The 15,108-nt window shown below is 59.4% G+C and carries 13 protein-coding genes; 1 reads left to right on the forward strand and 12 read right to left on the reverse strand.

The features are described from left to right. Positions 1-67 precede the first annotated feature (67 nt). The gene (gene menF, locus AS136_RS07610; protein ID WP_023323053.1) at positions 68-1,357 is read right to left on the reverse strand and encodes an isochorismate synthase MenF; all 1,290 of its coding nucleotides are present in this window, start codon (positions 1,355-1,357) and stop codon (positions 68-70) included. A 135-nt stretch (positions 1,358-1,492) separates the two neighbouring features. Continuing rightward, entirely contained in the window at positions 1,493-1,954 is a 462-nt protein-coding gene (locus AS136_RS07615; protein ID WP_032730853.1) for a GNAT family N-acetyltransferase, read from the reverse strand. A 57-nt stretch (positions 1,955-2,011) separates the two neighbouring features. On the opposite strand from AS136_RS07615, the gene rnz reads away from it, so the two are divergent. Continuing rightward, complete coding sequence (rnz, locus tag AS136_RS07620; protein WP_012967513.1) at positions 2,012-2,932, forward strand: ribonuclease Z; 921 nt, start codon at positions 2,012-2,014, stop codon at positions 2,930-2,932. Between the two features lie 54 nt (positions 2,933-2,986). Here rnz and nuoN read toward each other — a convergent pair whose 3' ends face one another. The 10 genes from nuoN to nuoE all read right to left on the reverse strand — a co-directional run bounded on the left by nuoN (position 2,987) and on the right by nuoE (position 15,107). Continuing rightward, entirely contained in the window at positions 2,987-4,444 is a 1,458-nt protein-coding gene (gene nuoN / locus AS136_RS07625) for an NADH-quinone oxidoreductase subunit NuoN (protein WP_008803951.1), read from the reverse strand. 6 nt (positions 4,445-4,450) lie between these two features. Next, on the reverse strand, positions 4,451-5,980 hold the full coding sequence (gene nuoM / locus AS136_RS07630; protein WP_008803950.1) for an NADH-quinone oxidoreductase subunit M: 1,530 nt from the start codon (positions 5,978-5,980) through the stop codon (positions 4,451-4,453). Between the two features lie 301 nt (positions 5,981-6,281). Next, positions 6,282-8,123 (reverse strand): NADH-quinone oxidoreductase subunit L, encoded by a 1,842-nt coding sequence (gene nuoL, locus AS136_RS07635; RefSeq protein ID WP_012540986.1) that lies wholly within the window; start codon positions 8,121-8,123, stop codon positions 6,282-6,284. Continuing rightward, the gene (gene nuoK / locus AS136_RS07640; RefSeq protein ID WP_002913148.1) at positions 8,120-8,422 is read right to left on the reverse strand and encodes an NADH-quinone oxidoreductase subunit NuoK; all 303 of its coding nucleotides are present in this window, start codon (positions 8,420-8,422) and stop codon (positions 8,120-8,122) included. The genes nuoL and nuoK overlap by 4 nt, the downstream gene beginning before the upstream one ends. Next, the gene (nuoJ, locus tag AS136_RS07645; protein WP_004201743.1) at positions 8,419-8,973 is read right to left on the reverse strand and encodes an NADH-quinone oxidoreductase subunit J; all 555 of its coding nucleotides are present in this window, start codon (positions 8,971-8,973) and stop codon (positions 8,419-8,421) included. The genes nuoK and nuoJ overlap by 4 nt, the downstream gene beginning before the upstream one ends. A 10-nt stretch (positions 8,974-8,983) precedes the next feature. Then, a complete protein-coding gene (nuoI, locus tag AS136_RS07650) occupies positions 8,984-9,526 on the reverse strand; it encodes an NADH-quinone oxidoreductase subunit NuoI (RefSeq protein WP_008803948.1) in 543 nt (180 codons plus the stop codon). A gap of 14 nt (positions 9,527-9,540) precedes the next feature. Continuing rightward, positions 9,541-10,518 carry an NADH-quinone oxidoreductase subunit NuoH gene (gene nuoH, locus AS136_RS07655; protein ID WP_002913156.1) on the reverse strand — a complete coding sequence of 326 codons (978 nt, stop codon included), beginning with the start codon at positions 10,516-10,518 and terminating at the stop codon, positions 9,541-9,543. Continuing rightward, on the reverse strand, positions 10,515-13,241 hold the full coding sequence (gene nuoG, locus AS136_RS07660; protein ID WP_012967511.1) for an NADH-quinone oxidoreductase subunit NuoG: 2,727 nt from the start codon (positions 13,239-13,241) through the stop codon (positions 10,515-10,517). Before nuoG ends, nuoH begins: the two co-directional genes overlap by 4 nt. 31 nt (positions 13,242-13,272) lie before the next feature. Continuing rightward, entirely contained in the window at positions 13,273-14,610 is a 1,338-nt protein-coding gene (gene nuoF, locus AS136_RS07665) for an NADH-quinone oxidoreductase subunit NuoF (RefSeq protein WP_002913158.1), read from the reverse strand. Next, positions 14,607-15,107: an NADH-quinone oxidoreductase subunit NuoE gene (gene nuoE, locus AS136_RS07670; protein WP_002913160.1), complete on the reverse strand. Its 501-nt coding sequence runs from the start codon at positions 15,105-15,107 to the stop codon at positions 14,607-14,609. Before nuoE ends, nuoF begins: the two co-directional genes overlap by 4 nt. Between the last annotated feature and the right edge of the window lies 1 nt (position 15,108).

The following is a 15,108-nucleotide window of genomic DNA, read 5'->3' on the forward strand; positions in this document are numbered from 1 at the left end:
CAAATATTGATGCTAAGTATAGATAAGGCAAAGTGACGACGTTTTGATATGCATCGTCATTCCCGCCTTATGGACACAGCAGCGAGCGCAGCCCGGCCGCTTTGTTGTCAATCTCCTGCCACTCCTGCTGCGCATCGGAGCCGCTGACGATCCCCGCTCCGGCATACAACCGCAGGGTGTCGTGGTCCACTTTCGCCGAACGCAGCGCCACGCAAAACTCGCTTTGCGCCAGCGACAGATAGCCGGCGGACCCGGCATACCATTCGCGGGCAAAGGGTTCATGGCGCTGAATGAATGCCAGCGCCGCCCGACGCGGCAGGCCGGCCACTGCGGCGGTGGGCTGCAGCTGCAGCAGACAGCGGCTGTCGTCAGGCGCCGCCAGCTCGGTCCAGATGCAGCGCCTGAGATGCTGCACCTTACGCAGTCTCACCACCTGCGGCGGCAGGACGTCCAGCGTCGAGGCCTCACTCTGCAGGCGCTGGCAGATATCCTCTACCACCAGCATATTTTCCCGCTGGTTTTTGTCATCTTTCATCAACCAGTCGGCCAGTTGCTGCGCCTTCGCGTCTTCCTGATGGTTCGCGACGGTCCCTGCCAGCGCTTCGGTGCGCAGCAGCGCGCCGCGCCGGCGCCACAGCCGTTCCGGCGTGGAGCCGAAAAATGCCTGCCGGGCATTAAACGCCATCAGGAAATGAAAACAGTTAAGATTGCTGCGGCGGCTGGCCGCCATGATGCTCACGGCGTCCAGCGGCGCGGCAAACTGCAGGTCGGTTGCCCGCGCCAGTACCACTTTATCCATTTCACCGGCGCTAATCGCCTTAGTCGCCCGCGCAATCATTGCCTGCCATTGAGAATAGTCAGATGAATGGCGCTCGCTCAGTAGCGGCGGGATAGCGCCAGGGGTCGCCTGAGTGGTGGTCAGACTGGCGAGAAACACGCGGGCCGTCGCGGCATCCTCACGCAGGGAGATATCACTATGCAGCACCAGCCGCAGCACGGCCCTGCCGCCGCACCGGCGCCACTCCAGACGCGGCAGCACCAGTCTGCCCTGCTGCGGTTCAAACGCGTTCAGGCCGCAGATGCGCAGATTCTGCCGCCCGGTCTGGCGTAAAAAGCGGTTGGCCGCGTCGAGCGAGGGAAAGGTTTTTACCGCCCCCAGCGTCGCCAGTTCCTCATCGCCATTGCGCTGCTGCCAGTAAAACTGCGGCCATTGCGCCTGCTGGCCGCACCATAGTAGCGGATCGAAGGCATCATTCAGCGGAAAGGCAATATCGATAATTCGCGTGCCGGGCGAGTCTGGAAAAGACTCACCCAGGCCGTCTTGCAAACGGGCCAGCGCAGTGGAAACAGACAGCACGCAAACCTCCACGGTAGTAAAACCCCACATTATAAGGGGTTCGACGGCGGAATAGCAGTACCCATGACGAGGGAGCGGGTTTTATCTTACCCGCTCGCCGGGCCAAAGCAGCGTGTGGACGAGGGTGCAGAGGGGTCAGATAGCGCGCTTTTCTCGCGCCATGCCAATGTGGGGGATGCCATCCTCATCATAGACCTCGGTCACCGGCGTAAAACCGAAGTGGGCGTAAAAGGATTGCAGGTGCGCCTGCGCCCCGAGGTAAATTGCCTTTTGCGGCCAGTACTGCTGACAACTGGCCAGCGCCTGCTCCATCAGCTGATAGCCGAGCTTCTCACCGCGGGCGGCGGGGCTAACGATAACCCGGCCAATCACCACCGGCGCAAACTCCTCTTCGCTTTTGAGGATCCGCGCGTAGGCCAGCAGTTCGCCATCGCGCCAGCCGAGCAGATGGCGATTTTCACCGACCAAATCATCGCCGTCGACATCCTGATAGGCGCACTGCTGCTCCACGACAAAAACTTCACTGCGCAATTTCAGCAGCGCATACAGCTGGGGAACGGTGAGTTCACTATGGTGGAGATCCTGCCAGGTCATCATCTGTAGCTCCTTATTGATATACTGATACTTTGCGACTCGCCCTGAGGACACTGGACGATGGAATTAACTTTTTTAGGAACATCCGCCGGGGTGCCGACCCGTACGCGTAATATGACGTCGATAATACTGAATTTGCAACAGCCGACCCGCGCCGAAATGTGGTTGTTTGACTGCGGTGAAGGGACCCAGCATCAGTTTCTTCGCACGCCCTATCACCCCGGCAAACTGAATAAAATTTTCATCACTCACCTGCACGGCGACCACCTGTTCGGCCTGCCCGGCCTGTTGTGCAGCCGCTCGATGCAGGGGAACTCTCTGCCCCTCACCCTCTACGGGCCAAAAGGGCTCAAAGAGTTTGTTGAGACCGCGCTGCGTCTGAGCGGTTCGTGGACCGACTATCCGCTCACCATCATCGAAGTCGGCCCTGGTCTGGTGTTCGACGAAGAGGGCTATCGGGTCACTGCGTACCCGCTCAGCCATCCGGTGGAGTGCTACGGGTATCGCATTGAGCAGCATGACAAGCCCGGCACCCTCGACGCCGCCCAACTGATTGCCGATGGCGTGCGTCCGGGGCCGCTGTTTCATCAACTCAAGCTCGGCCAGCGCGTTGAGCTGGAAGATGGCCGGGTCATCGACGGCAGCCGCTATCTGGGGCCAGCGACGCCGGGTAAAACGCTGGCCATCTTTGGCGATACCGCCCCCTGCCCGCAGGCGCTGGAGATGGCTCGCGGGGCGGATGTGATGGTCCACGAAACCACCCTTGAGCAGGCGATGGCGGAGAAAGCCAATAGCCGCGGCCACTCCTCAAGCCAGCAGACCGCGGCGCTTGCCAAAGAAGCGGGGGTCGGCACGCTAATCGCTACCCACTTTAGCTCGCGCTACGATGCCGAAGGCTGTCTGAAGATGCTGGCGGAATGCCGGGAGATTTTCGCCAATACGCTATTGGCGGAAGACTTTATGGTCTACAAGATGGCGTAAAATCCGGGCATAAAAAAACCGCCATCCCGGCGGTTTTTTTATTTATAGCGCAGATTACATCAGCGGCGTCGCCAGCTGCACGATGCTAATCAGCGGCTGCGGCCAGATACCAAGCACCAGCACCAGCAGGGCGGAGATCAGCACCACGATACCGCCAGCGCTGTACTGCCAGTTCGACGGCGCATCGCGGTTCAGTTGCTCCGGTGCGCTCAGGTACAGGCTCACTGCCACTCGCAGATAGTAGTAGAGACCAATCGCTGAGCCGACAACCACTGCGGCAACCAGCCACCACAGGTGCGCATGCACACCGACGGCCAGCACGTAGAACTTACCGATAAAGCCGAGGGTCATCGGAATACCGGCCAGCGACAGCATCATCACCGTCATGACCGCCGACAGAATCGGACGGTGCCAGAACAGGCCGCGGTAGGAGAACAGCGAGTCCGCATCCGGACCGCGGTACGGGCTGGACATCAGGCTGACCACGCCGAACGCGCCCAGGCTGCTGAACAGGTAACCGGCCAGGTAAACGCCCACGGCTTCCATCGACATTTCGCCGCTCTGCAGGGCGATCAGCGCCACCAGCAGATAACCGAGGTGGGAGATGGAAGAGTAGCCGAGCAGACGCTTAATGTTGGTCTGGCTCAGCGCCATCAGGTTACCGAAGATGATAGAGGCGAAGGCGATCAGGCCCAGCACCACGCGTACCGCTTCGCTGTTGCCCACCGGCATGTACAGGAACAGACGCATCACCACGCCGAAGATGGCGATCTTGCTGGCGGTCGCCAGGAAGGTGGAGACCGGCGCAGGCGCGCCCTGGTAAACGTCCGGCGTCCACAGATGGAACGGCACCAGCGACAGTTTAAAGCCAAGACCGACGATCATCAGACCGAGGCCCGCCAGCAGCAGCGGCTCGTGCAGCGTATTGTCCGCCAGGCTTTTACCCAGCGCGAGGAAGGACAGGTTGCCGGAGTTCGCATACACCAGCGCCATACCGAACAGCAGGAAAGACGAGGCTGCAGCGGAGAGGATAGTGTATTTGATGCTCGCTTCCAGCGAACGCTTCTGGCGGAAGGCGTAGCCGACCAGGCCGAACAGCGGTAGCGAAATCAGTTCGATACCGAGGAACAGCGCCGCCAGATGATTCGCACCGGCCAGCAGAATGCCGCCCAGCGCGGCGATCAGCACCAGCAGGTAGAACTCTTCTTTGTTGTCCTTGTAACCCTCAAGCCACGGGTAGGCGAAAGTACAGGTCGCGAGGCTCGCCAGCAACACCAGCCCGGTGTAGAGCATGGCGTAGCCGTCAACGCGGATCATCGGCGTGACGTCCATCGCCCCGTTCTGACCAACAAACCAGAGCGAGACCAGCGCAGCGTTAAGCCCGAGAACCGACAGCGTGGCATTGAGAAAATGATTGCGTCGCCACGCAATGGAGAGCATCACAACCACCACCGTCAAGCCGACGATCAGCAGCGGTAGCAGTGCGATCAGTTGTTGTGGAGTTATTGTCATGGCGAATTACGGCCTTGTAGTAGAAACAGAATTAACAAACCACTGCTGAATGTTGCTCATCGCAGCATGCGAGGTGTCGAGGATCGGCTGCGGGAAGAAGCCCAACAGCACCAGCAGCACCACCAGCAGCAAGATGATAGACAGTTCACGCAGGGACATCCCCGGCAGCGCTTTCGCCGCGATTTCGCTTTTCGCTTTACCGAAGTAGGCGCGATGCAGCATCGACAGCGAATAAACGGAAGCGAATACCAGACCAAAGGTCGAGATAACGGTGATCACCGGCACCACTTTATAGCTGCCGAACAGGATCATAAATTCGCCGACAAAGTTACCGGTGCCCGGCATCCCCAGGGTGGCGACAGCGAAGAACATCGACATCGCCGGCAGCCATTTAATTTTGCTCCACAAACCGCCCATCTGACGCATATCGCGGGTGTGCAGACGTTCGTACAGCTGGCCGCACAGAATAAACAGACCCGCCGCGGACAGACCGTGGGCGATCATCTGGATCACCGCCCCTTGATAAGCCAGCTGGCTGCCGGTGTAGATAGCAATCAGCACGAAGCCCATGTGGGAAACGGAGGTATAAGCGATCAGACGTTTGATATCGGTCTGGGCGAAGGCCATCCACGCGCCGTAGAAGATACCAATCACGCCCAGCCACATGGCGATGGGCGCAAACTCGGCGGAGGCGTTCGGGAACAGCGGCAGCGCAAAGCGCAGCAGACCGTAGGCCGCGGTTTTCAGCAAGATGCCCGCGAGGTCGACGGAACCGGCAGTTGGCGCCTGGGAGTGGGCGTCCGGCAGCCAGCCGTGCAGCGGTACCACCGGCATTTTCACCGCGAAGGCGATGAAGAAGCCCAGCATCAGCAGGTATTCCACGCCGTGGGACATCGGCGTTTTCAGCAGATCTTCATAGTTGAAGGTCCACACGCCGGTCGCGTTGAAGTGGACGAAGGCCAGCGCCAGAATGGCGATCAGCATCACCAGACCGCTCGCCTGGGTATAAATGAAGAACTTGGTGGCCGCCGTGATACGCGTTTTACCGTCAGAGGCTTTGTGGCCCCACAGCGCGATCAGGAAGTACATCGGCACCAACATCATTTCCCAGAAGAAGAAGAACAGGAACATGTCGATGGCGAGGAACACGCCGATGACGCCGCCCAGGATCCACATCAGGTTGAGGTGGAAGAAGCCCTGGTATTTTTCGATTTCACGCCACGAACAGAGTACCGCCAGCACGCCGAGGAGACCGGTCAGCACCACCATCAGCAGCGACAGGCCGTCGATCGCCAGATGGATGCTAATGCCGAAGCGTGGGATCCACGGCAGCACGAATTCCGACTGCCATTGCGGAATACCCGCGGATTGCGTCAGAGAATAGCCGCCCTGCATCCACAGCTGCAGGCCAAGCGCCAGCGTCAGTCCCATGGTAATCAGCGCGATCCAGCGCGGCACTTTCACGCCAAAGCGTTCGGTCTGCCAGCACAGGAAGCCGCCGATAAAGGGGATTAATATCAACCAAGGCAATAACATGGTGATTTTTATTCCTTATTTAAGTCCGGTTCAGGCTATCTTACTCGTCATAGCGAACGTCGGCTGTGCTCACAATCCTCACGCATTTTAATACGCTCCGGTTGCTCCGCGCAGGCGGTGTCCACTCTGACTTCGCCGATAACGCCTGTCCTTTACGACCTGATTTTCAACGAATTCTCACAGAAAATTCACTTCGGATTGAGGCTTGTTTTGTCGGGTGACGCTAACGCTTGCCCGACCTACGGTCCCGTAGGCCCGGCAAGCACCGCGCCGCCGGGCGAAACAATCCCAATCCTCAAACTCAACGCAATACCATCAGCAGCGCCAGCACCACCACCGCGCCGATGCTCATTGATGCCACATACCAGCGCAGATAACCGTTCTCGCTCACCAGCAGACCTTTGCCTGCGAAGCGGGACAGAATCGCCGGGATATTCATCAACGCATTCAGCGGATCGCTCTTCAGCAGCCAGGCAATCCCGAGGAAAGGTTTCACGAACACCTTGTCGTATAACCAGTCGAAGCCCCAGGCATGGAACCACCAGGTACCGAAGAAGCGGCCAGGCGCGCTGTTGGCGATGGAGGTCACCAGGGTACGTTTACCCAGCCACAACCATGCGGCGATCAGGATGCCGGCAATCGCGATAATCCCGGAGGTAATTTCCAGCGTCATCACGCTGCCGTGCGCAAGCTCAGTGGTCTGCGGCAGTACGCCCTCCAGCGGCGGCACAATCAGCGCGCCAACAAAGGTGGACAGCACCAGCAGAACGATCAGCGGCAGATGATGGGTAATCCCCTTCCCTGCGTGCGCGTGAATTTGCTCTTTACCGTGGAACACGATGAAAATCATACGGAAGGTGTACAGCGAGGTCATAAAGGCGCCGACCAGGCCCGCCACCATCAGATTGATATGGCCGTTGGCCATCGCGCCCGCCAGAATCTCATCCTTACTGAAGAAGCCTGCGGTGATAAGCGGCAGAGCGGACAGCGCCGCGCCCCCCACCAGGAAGCAGACATACACCAGCGGAATAGATTTGCGCAGGCCGCCCATCTTGAAGATGTTCTGTTCGTGATGGCAGGCCAGAATGACCGAGCCAGACGACAGGAACAGCAGCGCTTTAAAGAACGCGTGGGTCATCAGGTGGAAAATCGCCGCATCCCATGCCTGTACGCCCAGCGCGAGGAACATGTAGCCAATCTGACTCATGGTCGAGTAAGCCAGCACACGTTTGATGTCGGTCTGCACCAGCGCGGCGAAGCCCGCCAGCACCAGCGTTACCGCACCAACGATACCCACCAGATGCAGCACTTCCGGCGTCATCAGGAACAGGCCGTGGGTACGGGCAATCAGGTACACGCCCGCGGTCACCATGGTGGCCGCGTGGATCAGCGCGGAGACCGGCGTCGGGCCAGCCATCGCATCGGCAAGCCACGTTTGCAGCGGCAGCTGAGCGGATTTACCTACCGCGCCGCCGAGCAGCATCAGCGTCGCCCACTGCAGCGTGGTGCTGCCGTTAGCGAAGTGCTGCGGCGCCAGCTCAACCATTTCACGGAAGTTCAGGGTACCCAGTTCGTTATAAAGAATGAACAGCGCGAAGGCGAGGAACACGTCGCCGACGCGGGTGACCACGAAGGCTTTCATCGCTGCGGCATTGTTCTTCGGATCGGTATAGTAGAAGCCGATCAGCAGGTAAGAACAGAGACCCACGCCTTCCCAACCCAGGTACATCAACAGCAGGTTATCGGCCAGCACCAGAACGACCATGCTGGCGATAAACAGGTTGGTGTAAGCGAAGAAGCGAGAGTAGCCCTCTTCGCCGCGCATGTACCAGGAGGCGAACATGTGGATCAGGAAGCCGACGCCGGTCACCACAGAGAGCATGGTCAGCGACAGGCCATCCAGCACCAGGTTGAAGCCGATGTTGAAATCACCGACCGACATCCAGTTCCACAGCGGTACGCTGACCGCCTGTTTGCCGTTAGCGAAAAAATCGACGCCAACGTACGCGGTGACCAGCGCCGCCAGGCCTACCGACCCCATGCCAACGGTGGCGGAAAGGTTTTCCGACCAGCGCCCGCGGGAGAAGGCCAGCAGCACAAAGCCAATCAATGGCAAAAGAATGGTTAAGGCAAGCATGTTCATCCACGCAACTCACTTACTGAATCGATGTTCAGGTTCTGGCGGCGACGATGGAGCTGCAGCAGCAGCGCCAGGCCGATACTCGCTTCCGCAGCCGCGAGGCTGATGGCGAGGATATACATTATCTGACCATCTGCCTGGCCCCAGTAGCTACCCGCCACCACAAAGGCCAGCGCGGCGGCGTTAATCATGATTTCCAGGCTAATCAACATAAACAGCAGATTGCGGCGGATCACCAGCCCCGTCAGACCAAGCACAAACAGGATGGCCGCGAGGATCAGTCCATGTGTTAAGGGGATCATGCGTGTTCCTCCGTTTTTCTTTTGTCGCTGTCGTTCACGCGGTTGCTCAGCACCTCGCCGGCACGCTCTTCGCGGCCGATGTGGAAGGCGACCACCAGGCCCGCCAGCAGCAGCATGGAGGCCAGCTCCACCGCCAGGACGTACGGCCCAAACAGCGCAATACCCACTTCTTTGGCGTTGATCGCCGCGCCGTCGATACCCTGGTCGTTAATACCCAGGATGGCGTAAACGATAACCACCAGCAGCACTGCGGAAAGGATGGCCGGGCCAATCCAGATCCCCGGCTGCAGCCATTTGCGCTCCTGTTCGATCTCGCTGCCGCCCAGGTTGAGCATCATCACCACAAAGACGAACAGCACCATAATGGCCCCGGCGTAGACGATGATTTCCAGCGCACCAGCAAAGTAAGCGCCCAGCGAAAAGAACACCCCGGCAATCGCCAGCAGCGAAATAATCAGGTACAGCAGCGCATGTACCGGATTGGTGTGGGTGACGACCCGCAAGGTTGCGAGGATGGCTATCAGGCCACAGATATAAAAAGCGAATTCCATTGCCCTCTCCTTACGGTAACAGGCTCTTGACGTCGATTGGCTTAGCTTCGTTTTCCGCTTCACCTTTATCTTTGCCGTCGATTGCCATACCCGCCATCCGGTAGAAGTTATATTCCGGGTATTTGCCCGGACCGGAAATCAGCAGATCCTCTTTTTCGTACACCAGATCCTGACGCTTGTATTCACCCAGTTCGAAGTCCGGGGTCAACTGGATCGCCGTGGTCGGGCACGCTTCTTCGCACAGGCCGCAGAAAATGCAGCGTGAGAAGTTGATGCGGAAGAACTCCGGATACCAGCGGCCGTCTTTGGTCTCTGCTTTCTGCAGCGAGATACAGCCCACCGGGCAGGCTACCGCACACAGGTTACAGGCAACGCAGCGCTCTGCACCGTCCGGATCGCGGGTCAGCACGATGCGGCCGCGGTAGCGCGGCGGCAGATAGACCGGCTCTTCCGGATACATCCGGGTTTCACGTTTGGCGAAGGCATGCAGGCCAATCATCCAGATACTACGGACCTGGGTGCCGAACCCCACCAATAATTCTTTTAAGGTCATGTTCAATTCACCCCTTATTGCGCCTGCCAGAGAATGACAGCCGCCGTTACCAACAAGTTGACCAGCGTTAACGGCAGGCATACCTTCCAGCCAAAGGACATTACCTGGTCATAGCGCGGACGCGGTAATGATGCGCGGATCAAAATGAACATCATCATGAAGAACGCGGTTTTCAGCGCGAACCAGATGAAAGGTGGTAACCACGGGCCATTCCAGCCGCCGAAGAACAGCGTGACGATCAGCGCTGAAACGGTGACGATACCGATGTATTCACCGACGAAGAACAGACCGAATTTCATGCCGGAATATTCAATGTGGTAACCATCGGCCAGTTCCTGCTCCGCTTCCGGCTGGTCGAACGGGTGACGGTGACACACCGCCACGCCGGCGATGGCGAAAGTGACGAAGCCGAAGAACTGCGGAATGACGTTCCACAGATGCGCCTGGTTGTTGACGATATCGGTCATATTGAATGACCCCGCCTGCGCCACCACGCCCATCAGGGAGAGACCGAGAAACACTTCGTAGCTCAGGGTCTGCGCGGAAGCACGCATCGCCCCCAGCAGCGAGTATTTGTTGTTGCTCGACCAGCCGGCGAACAGCACCGCATAGACCGCCAGGCCTGCCATCATCAGGAAGAACAGGATGCCGATGTTCAGGTCAGCCACCACCCACGTCGGGCTGACCGGCACGATAGCAAAGGCCAGCAGCAGCGAGGTAAAGGCGATAACCGGCGCCAGAGTAAAGATCACGCGATCGGAGAAGCGCGGGATCCAGTCCTCTTTGAAGAACATCTTGATCATGTCGGCGACCAGCTGCAGCGAACCGCCCCAGCCGACGCGGTTAGGTCCGTAGCGGTTCTGGAACAAGCCGAGCAGACGACGCTCGCCGAAGCTCATGAACGCGCCGCAGGTGACGACCACCAGCAGAATGACCACGGCCTTCAGGATGCTTAACAGAATGTCGATAAGATCCGGCGTTAACCAGCTCATGCTTTCGCCTCCTGCAGTGAATCAATACGCGATCCGGTCAGCACCGGCGCAATGCCCGGCATGCCCATCGGTAAGCCAACCTGTCCTGCGGTCAGGCCTTCAGAGATAACCAGCGGCAGACGCAGGGTCTGGCCTTCCACGCTAAAGGAGAGCATTGCCCCCGCGTTAACGCCCAGCTTCGCGGCATCCGCCGGATTCAGCTTGATGTACGGCTCAGGCATCCGGCTCTCGAACACCGGCGCGCGCTGTGACAGCTCATCGCTACCAAACAGGTGGTAATACGGCGCGATACGCCATTTGCCCTCTTCCGCCTGGAAGCTGGCCGGCACCGCGGTGAAATACTCCAGCCCGTTGGCGGACGCTTCAAACAGTCGAACACCCGGATCGCCGTGGCGCAGTTTCCCGCCCACTTCATCCTGGAACTTGTTCCATGCCTGCGGGGAGTTCCAGCCCGGCGCCCAGGCGAACGGGATCTGCGAACGCGGGGCGGACGGCTGGTTGTTCCCTTCCATGGAGAAGGCGAACATGGTGTCTTTATCCTGCGGCTGACGCGGCTCGTGCACGCTGATGTTGGCGCGCATCGCCGTGCGGCCGCTGTAGCGGTGTGGTTCACGCGCCAGCTTCTGACCGCGGATGCGGAAGGTCGCATCCGGCGCGGCATCTTTAATGCCCGCCAGCTGCGGCAGCGCGGCAATCGCCGCATCGATGACGTGGTCCAGCTGCGTCCAGTCAACCTGACGGTTGTTGACGGTGCTGTGCAGCGAATGCAGCCAGCGCCAGCTCTCCAGCATCACGGTTTTCGCATCGTAGTAAGCCGGATCGTAAACCTGGAAGAAACGCTGGGCGCGGCCTTCGTTGTTCACCACAGTCCCGTCGCTTTCCGCAAAGCTTGCGGCAGAGAGCACCAGGTGCGCTTTGTCCATAATCGCGGTGCGCTGATGGTCAACCACCATCACCAGCGGGGCTTTCGCCAGCGCAGCGTCAACGCGCGCGGCGGAAGCATGACGGTGAAGGTCGTTTTCCAGCACGATAACCGCGTCTGCGGCGCCGCTTTCCAGTTCGTCCAGCGCCTCTTCAAGCGAACCGCCGCCGATCATGCCCAGACCGACGCTGTTCACCGCCCGGGCGACCATGGTCACGCCGACGTCGGCGCCGCGGCCTTTCAACGCTTTTGCGACGTTAGCGGCGGCCTGGATGATCTCCATGCTGCCGGCGTTGGTTCCGGAGATAATCAGTGGTTTTTTCGCCCCGGCCAGCGCCTGGACGATGACATCGACTTTGCCCTGCAGGTCCTGGCTCAGGCCGTCAACCGCTGGCGCGCTGTCGTCCAGCGCATGAGCGATGGCGAAGCCGAGACGCGCCTGATCTTCCACCGGCGCGCGGTAGGTCCACGCGGCAATGTCATCCAGGCGGGTGTCATCGATGTTGGTGACGAATAACGGGTGCTTGGCGCGCTGCCCGATGTTGAGGATCGCGGCGATCTGCCAGTCGGCTACTTTCTGCGCCGCTGCCATTTCGCGTGCTTTCCCTTTCACCGCCTGGCGGACTGCCAGGGCCACGCGCGCGCCGGTCTGGGTAATGTCTTCGCCCAGCACCAGTACCGCATCGTAGGATTCGATATCGCGCAGGCTTGGGGTATGGATCCCGCCTTCACGCAGCACTTTCAGCATCATCTGCAGGCGCGCTTGTTCGCCTTTGGCGATGCCGGTATAGAAGTTGTCGGCGCCAACCAGCTCGCGCAGCGCGAAGTTGCTTTCGATGCTGGCGCGCGGGGAGCCGATACCGATCACTTTCTTCGACTGGCGCAGGATATCTGCTGCCCCCTGCATCGCCTGCTCGGCGTTGAGAGTAATCAGATCGTCGCCGCGGCGCTGCACCGGCTGACGCGGACGGTCTTTCAGGTTGACATAGCCATAGCCGAAGCGACCGCGGTCGCAGAGGAAGTAGCGGTTAACGGTCCCGTTATAGCGGTTTTCGATACGACGCAGCTCGCCATAGCGTTCGCCCGGGCTGATGTTGCAGCCGATGGAACACTGCTGGCAGATGCTCGGCGCAAACTGCATGTCCCACTTACGGTTGTAACGCTCGGAGTGCGTTTTGTCGGTGAAGACGCCGGTCGGGCAGACTTCCACCAGGTTGCCGGAGAACTCGCTTTCCAGGGTGCCATCTTCCGGGCGACCGAAGTAGACGTTGTCGTGCGCGCCATAGACGCCCAGGTCGGTGCCGTCGGCATAATCTTTGTAGTAGCGCACGCAGCGGTAACAGGCGATGCAGCGGTTCATTTCGTGCGAAATAAACGGCCCCAGATCCTGATTGCGGTGGGTACGCTTGGTGAAACGATAGCGGCGGAAACTATGGCCGGTCATCACCGTCATATCCTGCAGGTGGCAGTTGCCCCCTTCTTCACAGACCGGGCAGTCGTGCGGGTGGTTAGTCATCAACCACTCCACCACGCTTTCGCGGAACTGCTTCGCTTCGCCGTCGTCAATAGAAATAAAGGTGCCGTCGGATGCCGGAGTCATACAGGACATCACCAGGCGACCACGCGTGTCTTCCGCGTTCTGATATTGCTTCACCGCACACTGGCGGCAAGCACCGACGCTCCCTAGCGCCGGGTGCCAGCAAAAGTAGGGAATATCAAGACCAAGAGAGAGACAAGCCTCTAGCAGGTTGTCCGCCCCGTTGACCTCGTATTCTTTGCCGTCTACATGAATCGTAGCCATTTGCGTGCTTCCAAAAATAAAAAACCTTTGATTACCAGCGCGTCTTAAGCAGGTTCGGCTGAATCCCGTTGATTGCATGGGTATTGCTGAACTGCTGCTTAATGCCAGCCTCGAATTCTTCGCGGAAATATTTAATCGCGCTCTGTAGCGGTTCGACTGCGCCCGGCGCGTGCGCGCAGAAGGTTTTACCCGGGCCCAGGAATCGACACAGTTGCTCAAGCGTTTCGATATCGCCAGGCTGGCCTTCGCCGCGCTCCAGGGCGCGCAGGATCTTCACGCTCCACGGCAGACCATCACGGCACGGCGTACACCAGCCGCAGGACTCGCGGGCAAAGAACTCTTCGAGGTTACGCACCAGCGAGACCATATTGATCTCATGGTCAACGGCCATCGCCAGCGAGGTGCCCAGACGGCTGCCCGCTTTACCAATGCTTTCGAACTCCATCGGCAGGTCAAGATGCGCTTCGGTCAGGAAGTCGGTCCCTGCCCCACCCGGCTGCCAGGCTTTAAACTTCAGGCCATCGCGCATGCCGCCGGCGTAATCTTCGAGGATCTCACGCGCGGTGGTGCCGAACGGCAGCTCCCAGACGCCCGGATTCTTCACCCGGCCGGAGAAGCCCATCAGCTTGGTGCCAGCATCTTTGCTGGTGGAAATGTTCTGGTACCACTCGACGCCGTTGGCGAGGATCGCCGGCACGTTGCACAGGGTTTCCACGTTGTTGACGCAAGTCGGCTTGCCCCACACGCCGGAGCTCGCCGGGAACGGCGGCTTGGAGCGCGGGTTAGCACGCCGGCCTTCCAGGGAGTTGATCAGCGCCGTCTCTTCACCGCAGATATAGCGCCCTGCCCCGGTGTGGACAAACAGTTCGAAGTCAAACCCGGTGCCAAGGATGTTTTTCCCCAACAGGCCCGCTTCAGTGGCTTCGGCAATCGCACGACGCAGATGCTGGGCCGCTTCGATATATTCGCCGCGCAGGAAGATGTAGCCGCGGTACGCTTTCAGCGCAAACGCGGAGATCAGCATGCCTTCCACCAGCAGGTGCGGCAACTGCTCCATCAGCAGACGGTCTTTATAGGTGCCCGGCTCCATTTCATCGGCGTTACACAGCAGGTAACGGATGTTCATGGATTCGTCTTTCGGCATCAGGCTCCACTTCAGACCCGTGGAGAAGCCCGCGCCGCCGCGCCCTTTCAGGCCAGCGTCTTTTACCGCCGTGACAATCTCATCCGGCGCCATCCCGGTCAGGGCTTTACGTGCCCCTTCGTAACCGTTTTTGCTGCGATATTCGTCCAGCCATACCGGCTGCTTGTCGTCGCGCAGACGCCAGGTGAGCGGATGCGTTTCCGCAGTACGAATTACGGTTTTCATTTGTACTGCTCCAGCAGGTCAGGAATTGCCTCCGGCGTCAGATGACTGTGAGTATCCTCATCAATCATCATGGTCGGTCCCTTGTCGCAGTTGCCCAGGCAACAGGTCGGCAGCAGCGTGAAGCGGCCATCGAAGGTGGTCTGCCCTGGCTTGATATTGAGCTTCTTCTCAATCGCAGCCTGAATACCTTGATAACCGGTGATATGGCACACCACGCTGTCGCAGTAGCGGATCACGTGACGGCCAACCGGCTGACGGAAAATCTGGCTGTAAAATGTTGCCACGCCTTCGACGTCACTGGCCGGGATCCCCAGCACATCGGCGATCGCATAGATCGCCCCATCCGGCACCCAGCCGCGCTGTTTCTGGACAATTTTCAGCGCTTCGATGGACGCCGCACGCGGGTCTTCGTAGTGGTGCTTCTCGTGCTCAATAGCCTCACGCTCAGCCGCACTCAGCTCAAAAGCCTCGGTTTGTGGTTGTTGATTCTCGTGCATA

The organism is Klebsiella sp. D5A (assembly GCF_001620885.1).
GTDB classification, from domain to species: Bacteria; Pseudomonadota; Gammaproteobacteria; order Enterobacterales; family Enterobacteriaceae; genus Klebsiella; species Klebsiella variicola.

Bases quoted from the DNA above. Each gene is read 5' to 3' on its own strand.
- nuoF (WP_002913158.1), bottom strand. From the start codon at position 14,610: ATGAAAACCGTAATTCGTACTGCGGAAACGCATCCGCTCACCTGGCGT.
- nuoG (WP_012967511.1), bottom strand. From the start codon at position 13,241: ATGGCTACGATTCATGTAGACGGCAAAGAATACGAGGTCAACGGGGCG.
- nuoM (WP_008803950.1), bottom strand. From the start codon at position 5,980: ATGTTATTGCCTTGGTTGATATTAATCCCCTTTATCGGCGGCTTCCTG.
- AS136_RS07615 (WP_032730853.1), bottom strand. From the start codon at position 1,954: ATGATGACCTGGCAGGATCTCCACCATAGTGAACTCACCGTTCCCCAG.
- nuoL (WP_012540986.1), bottom strand. From the start codon at position 8,123: ATGAACATGCTTGCCTTAACCATTCTTTTGCCATTGATTGGCTTTGTG.
- rnz (WP_012967513.1), top strand. From the start codon at position 2,012: ATGGAATTAACTTTTTTAGGAACATCCGCCGGGGTGCCGACCCGTACG.
- nuoN (WP_008803951.1), bottom strand. From the start codon at position 4,444: ATGACAATAACTCCACAACAACTGATCGCACTGCTACCGCTGCTGATC.
- nuoK (WP_002913148.1), bottom strand. From the start codon at position 8,422: ATGATCCCCTTAACACATGGACTGATCCTCGCGGCCATCCTGTTTGTG.
- nuoJ (WP_004201743.1), bottom strand. From the start codon at position 8,973: ATGGAATTCGCTTTTTATATCTGTGGCCTGATAGCCATCCTCGCAACC.
- nuoH (WP_002913156.1), bottom strand. From the start codon at position 10,518: ATGAGCTGGTTAACGCCGGATCTTATCGACATTCTGTTAAGCATCCTG.
- nuoE (WP_002913160.1), bottom strand. From the start codon at position 15,107: ATGCACGAGAATCAACAACCACAAACCGAGGCTTTTGAGCTGAGTGCG.
- nuoI (WP_008803948.1), bottom strand. From the start codon at position 9,526: ATGACCTTAAAAGAATTATTGGTGGGGTTCGGCACCCAGGTCCGTAGT.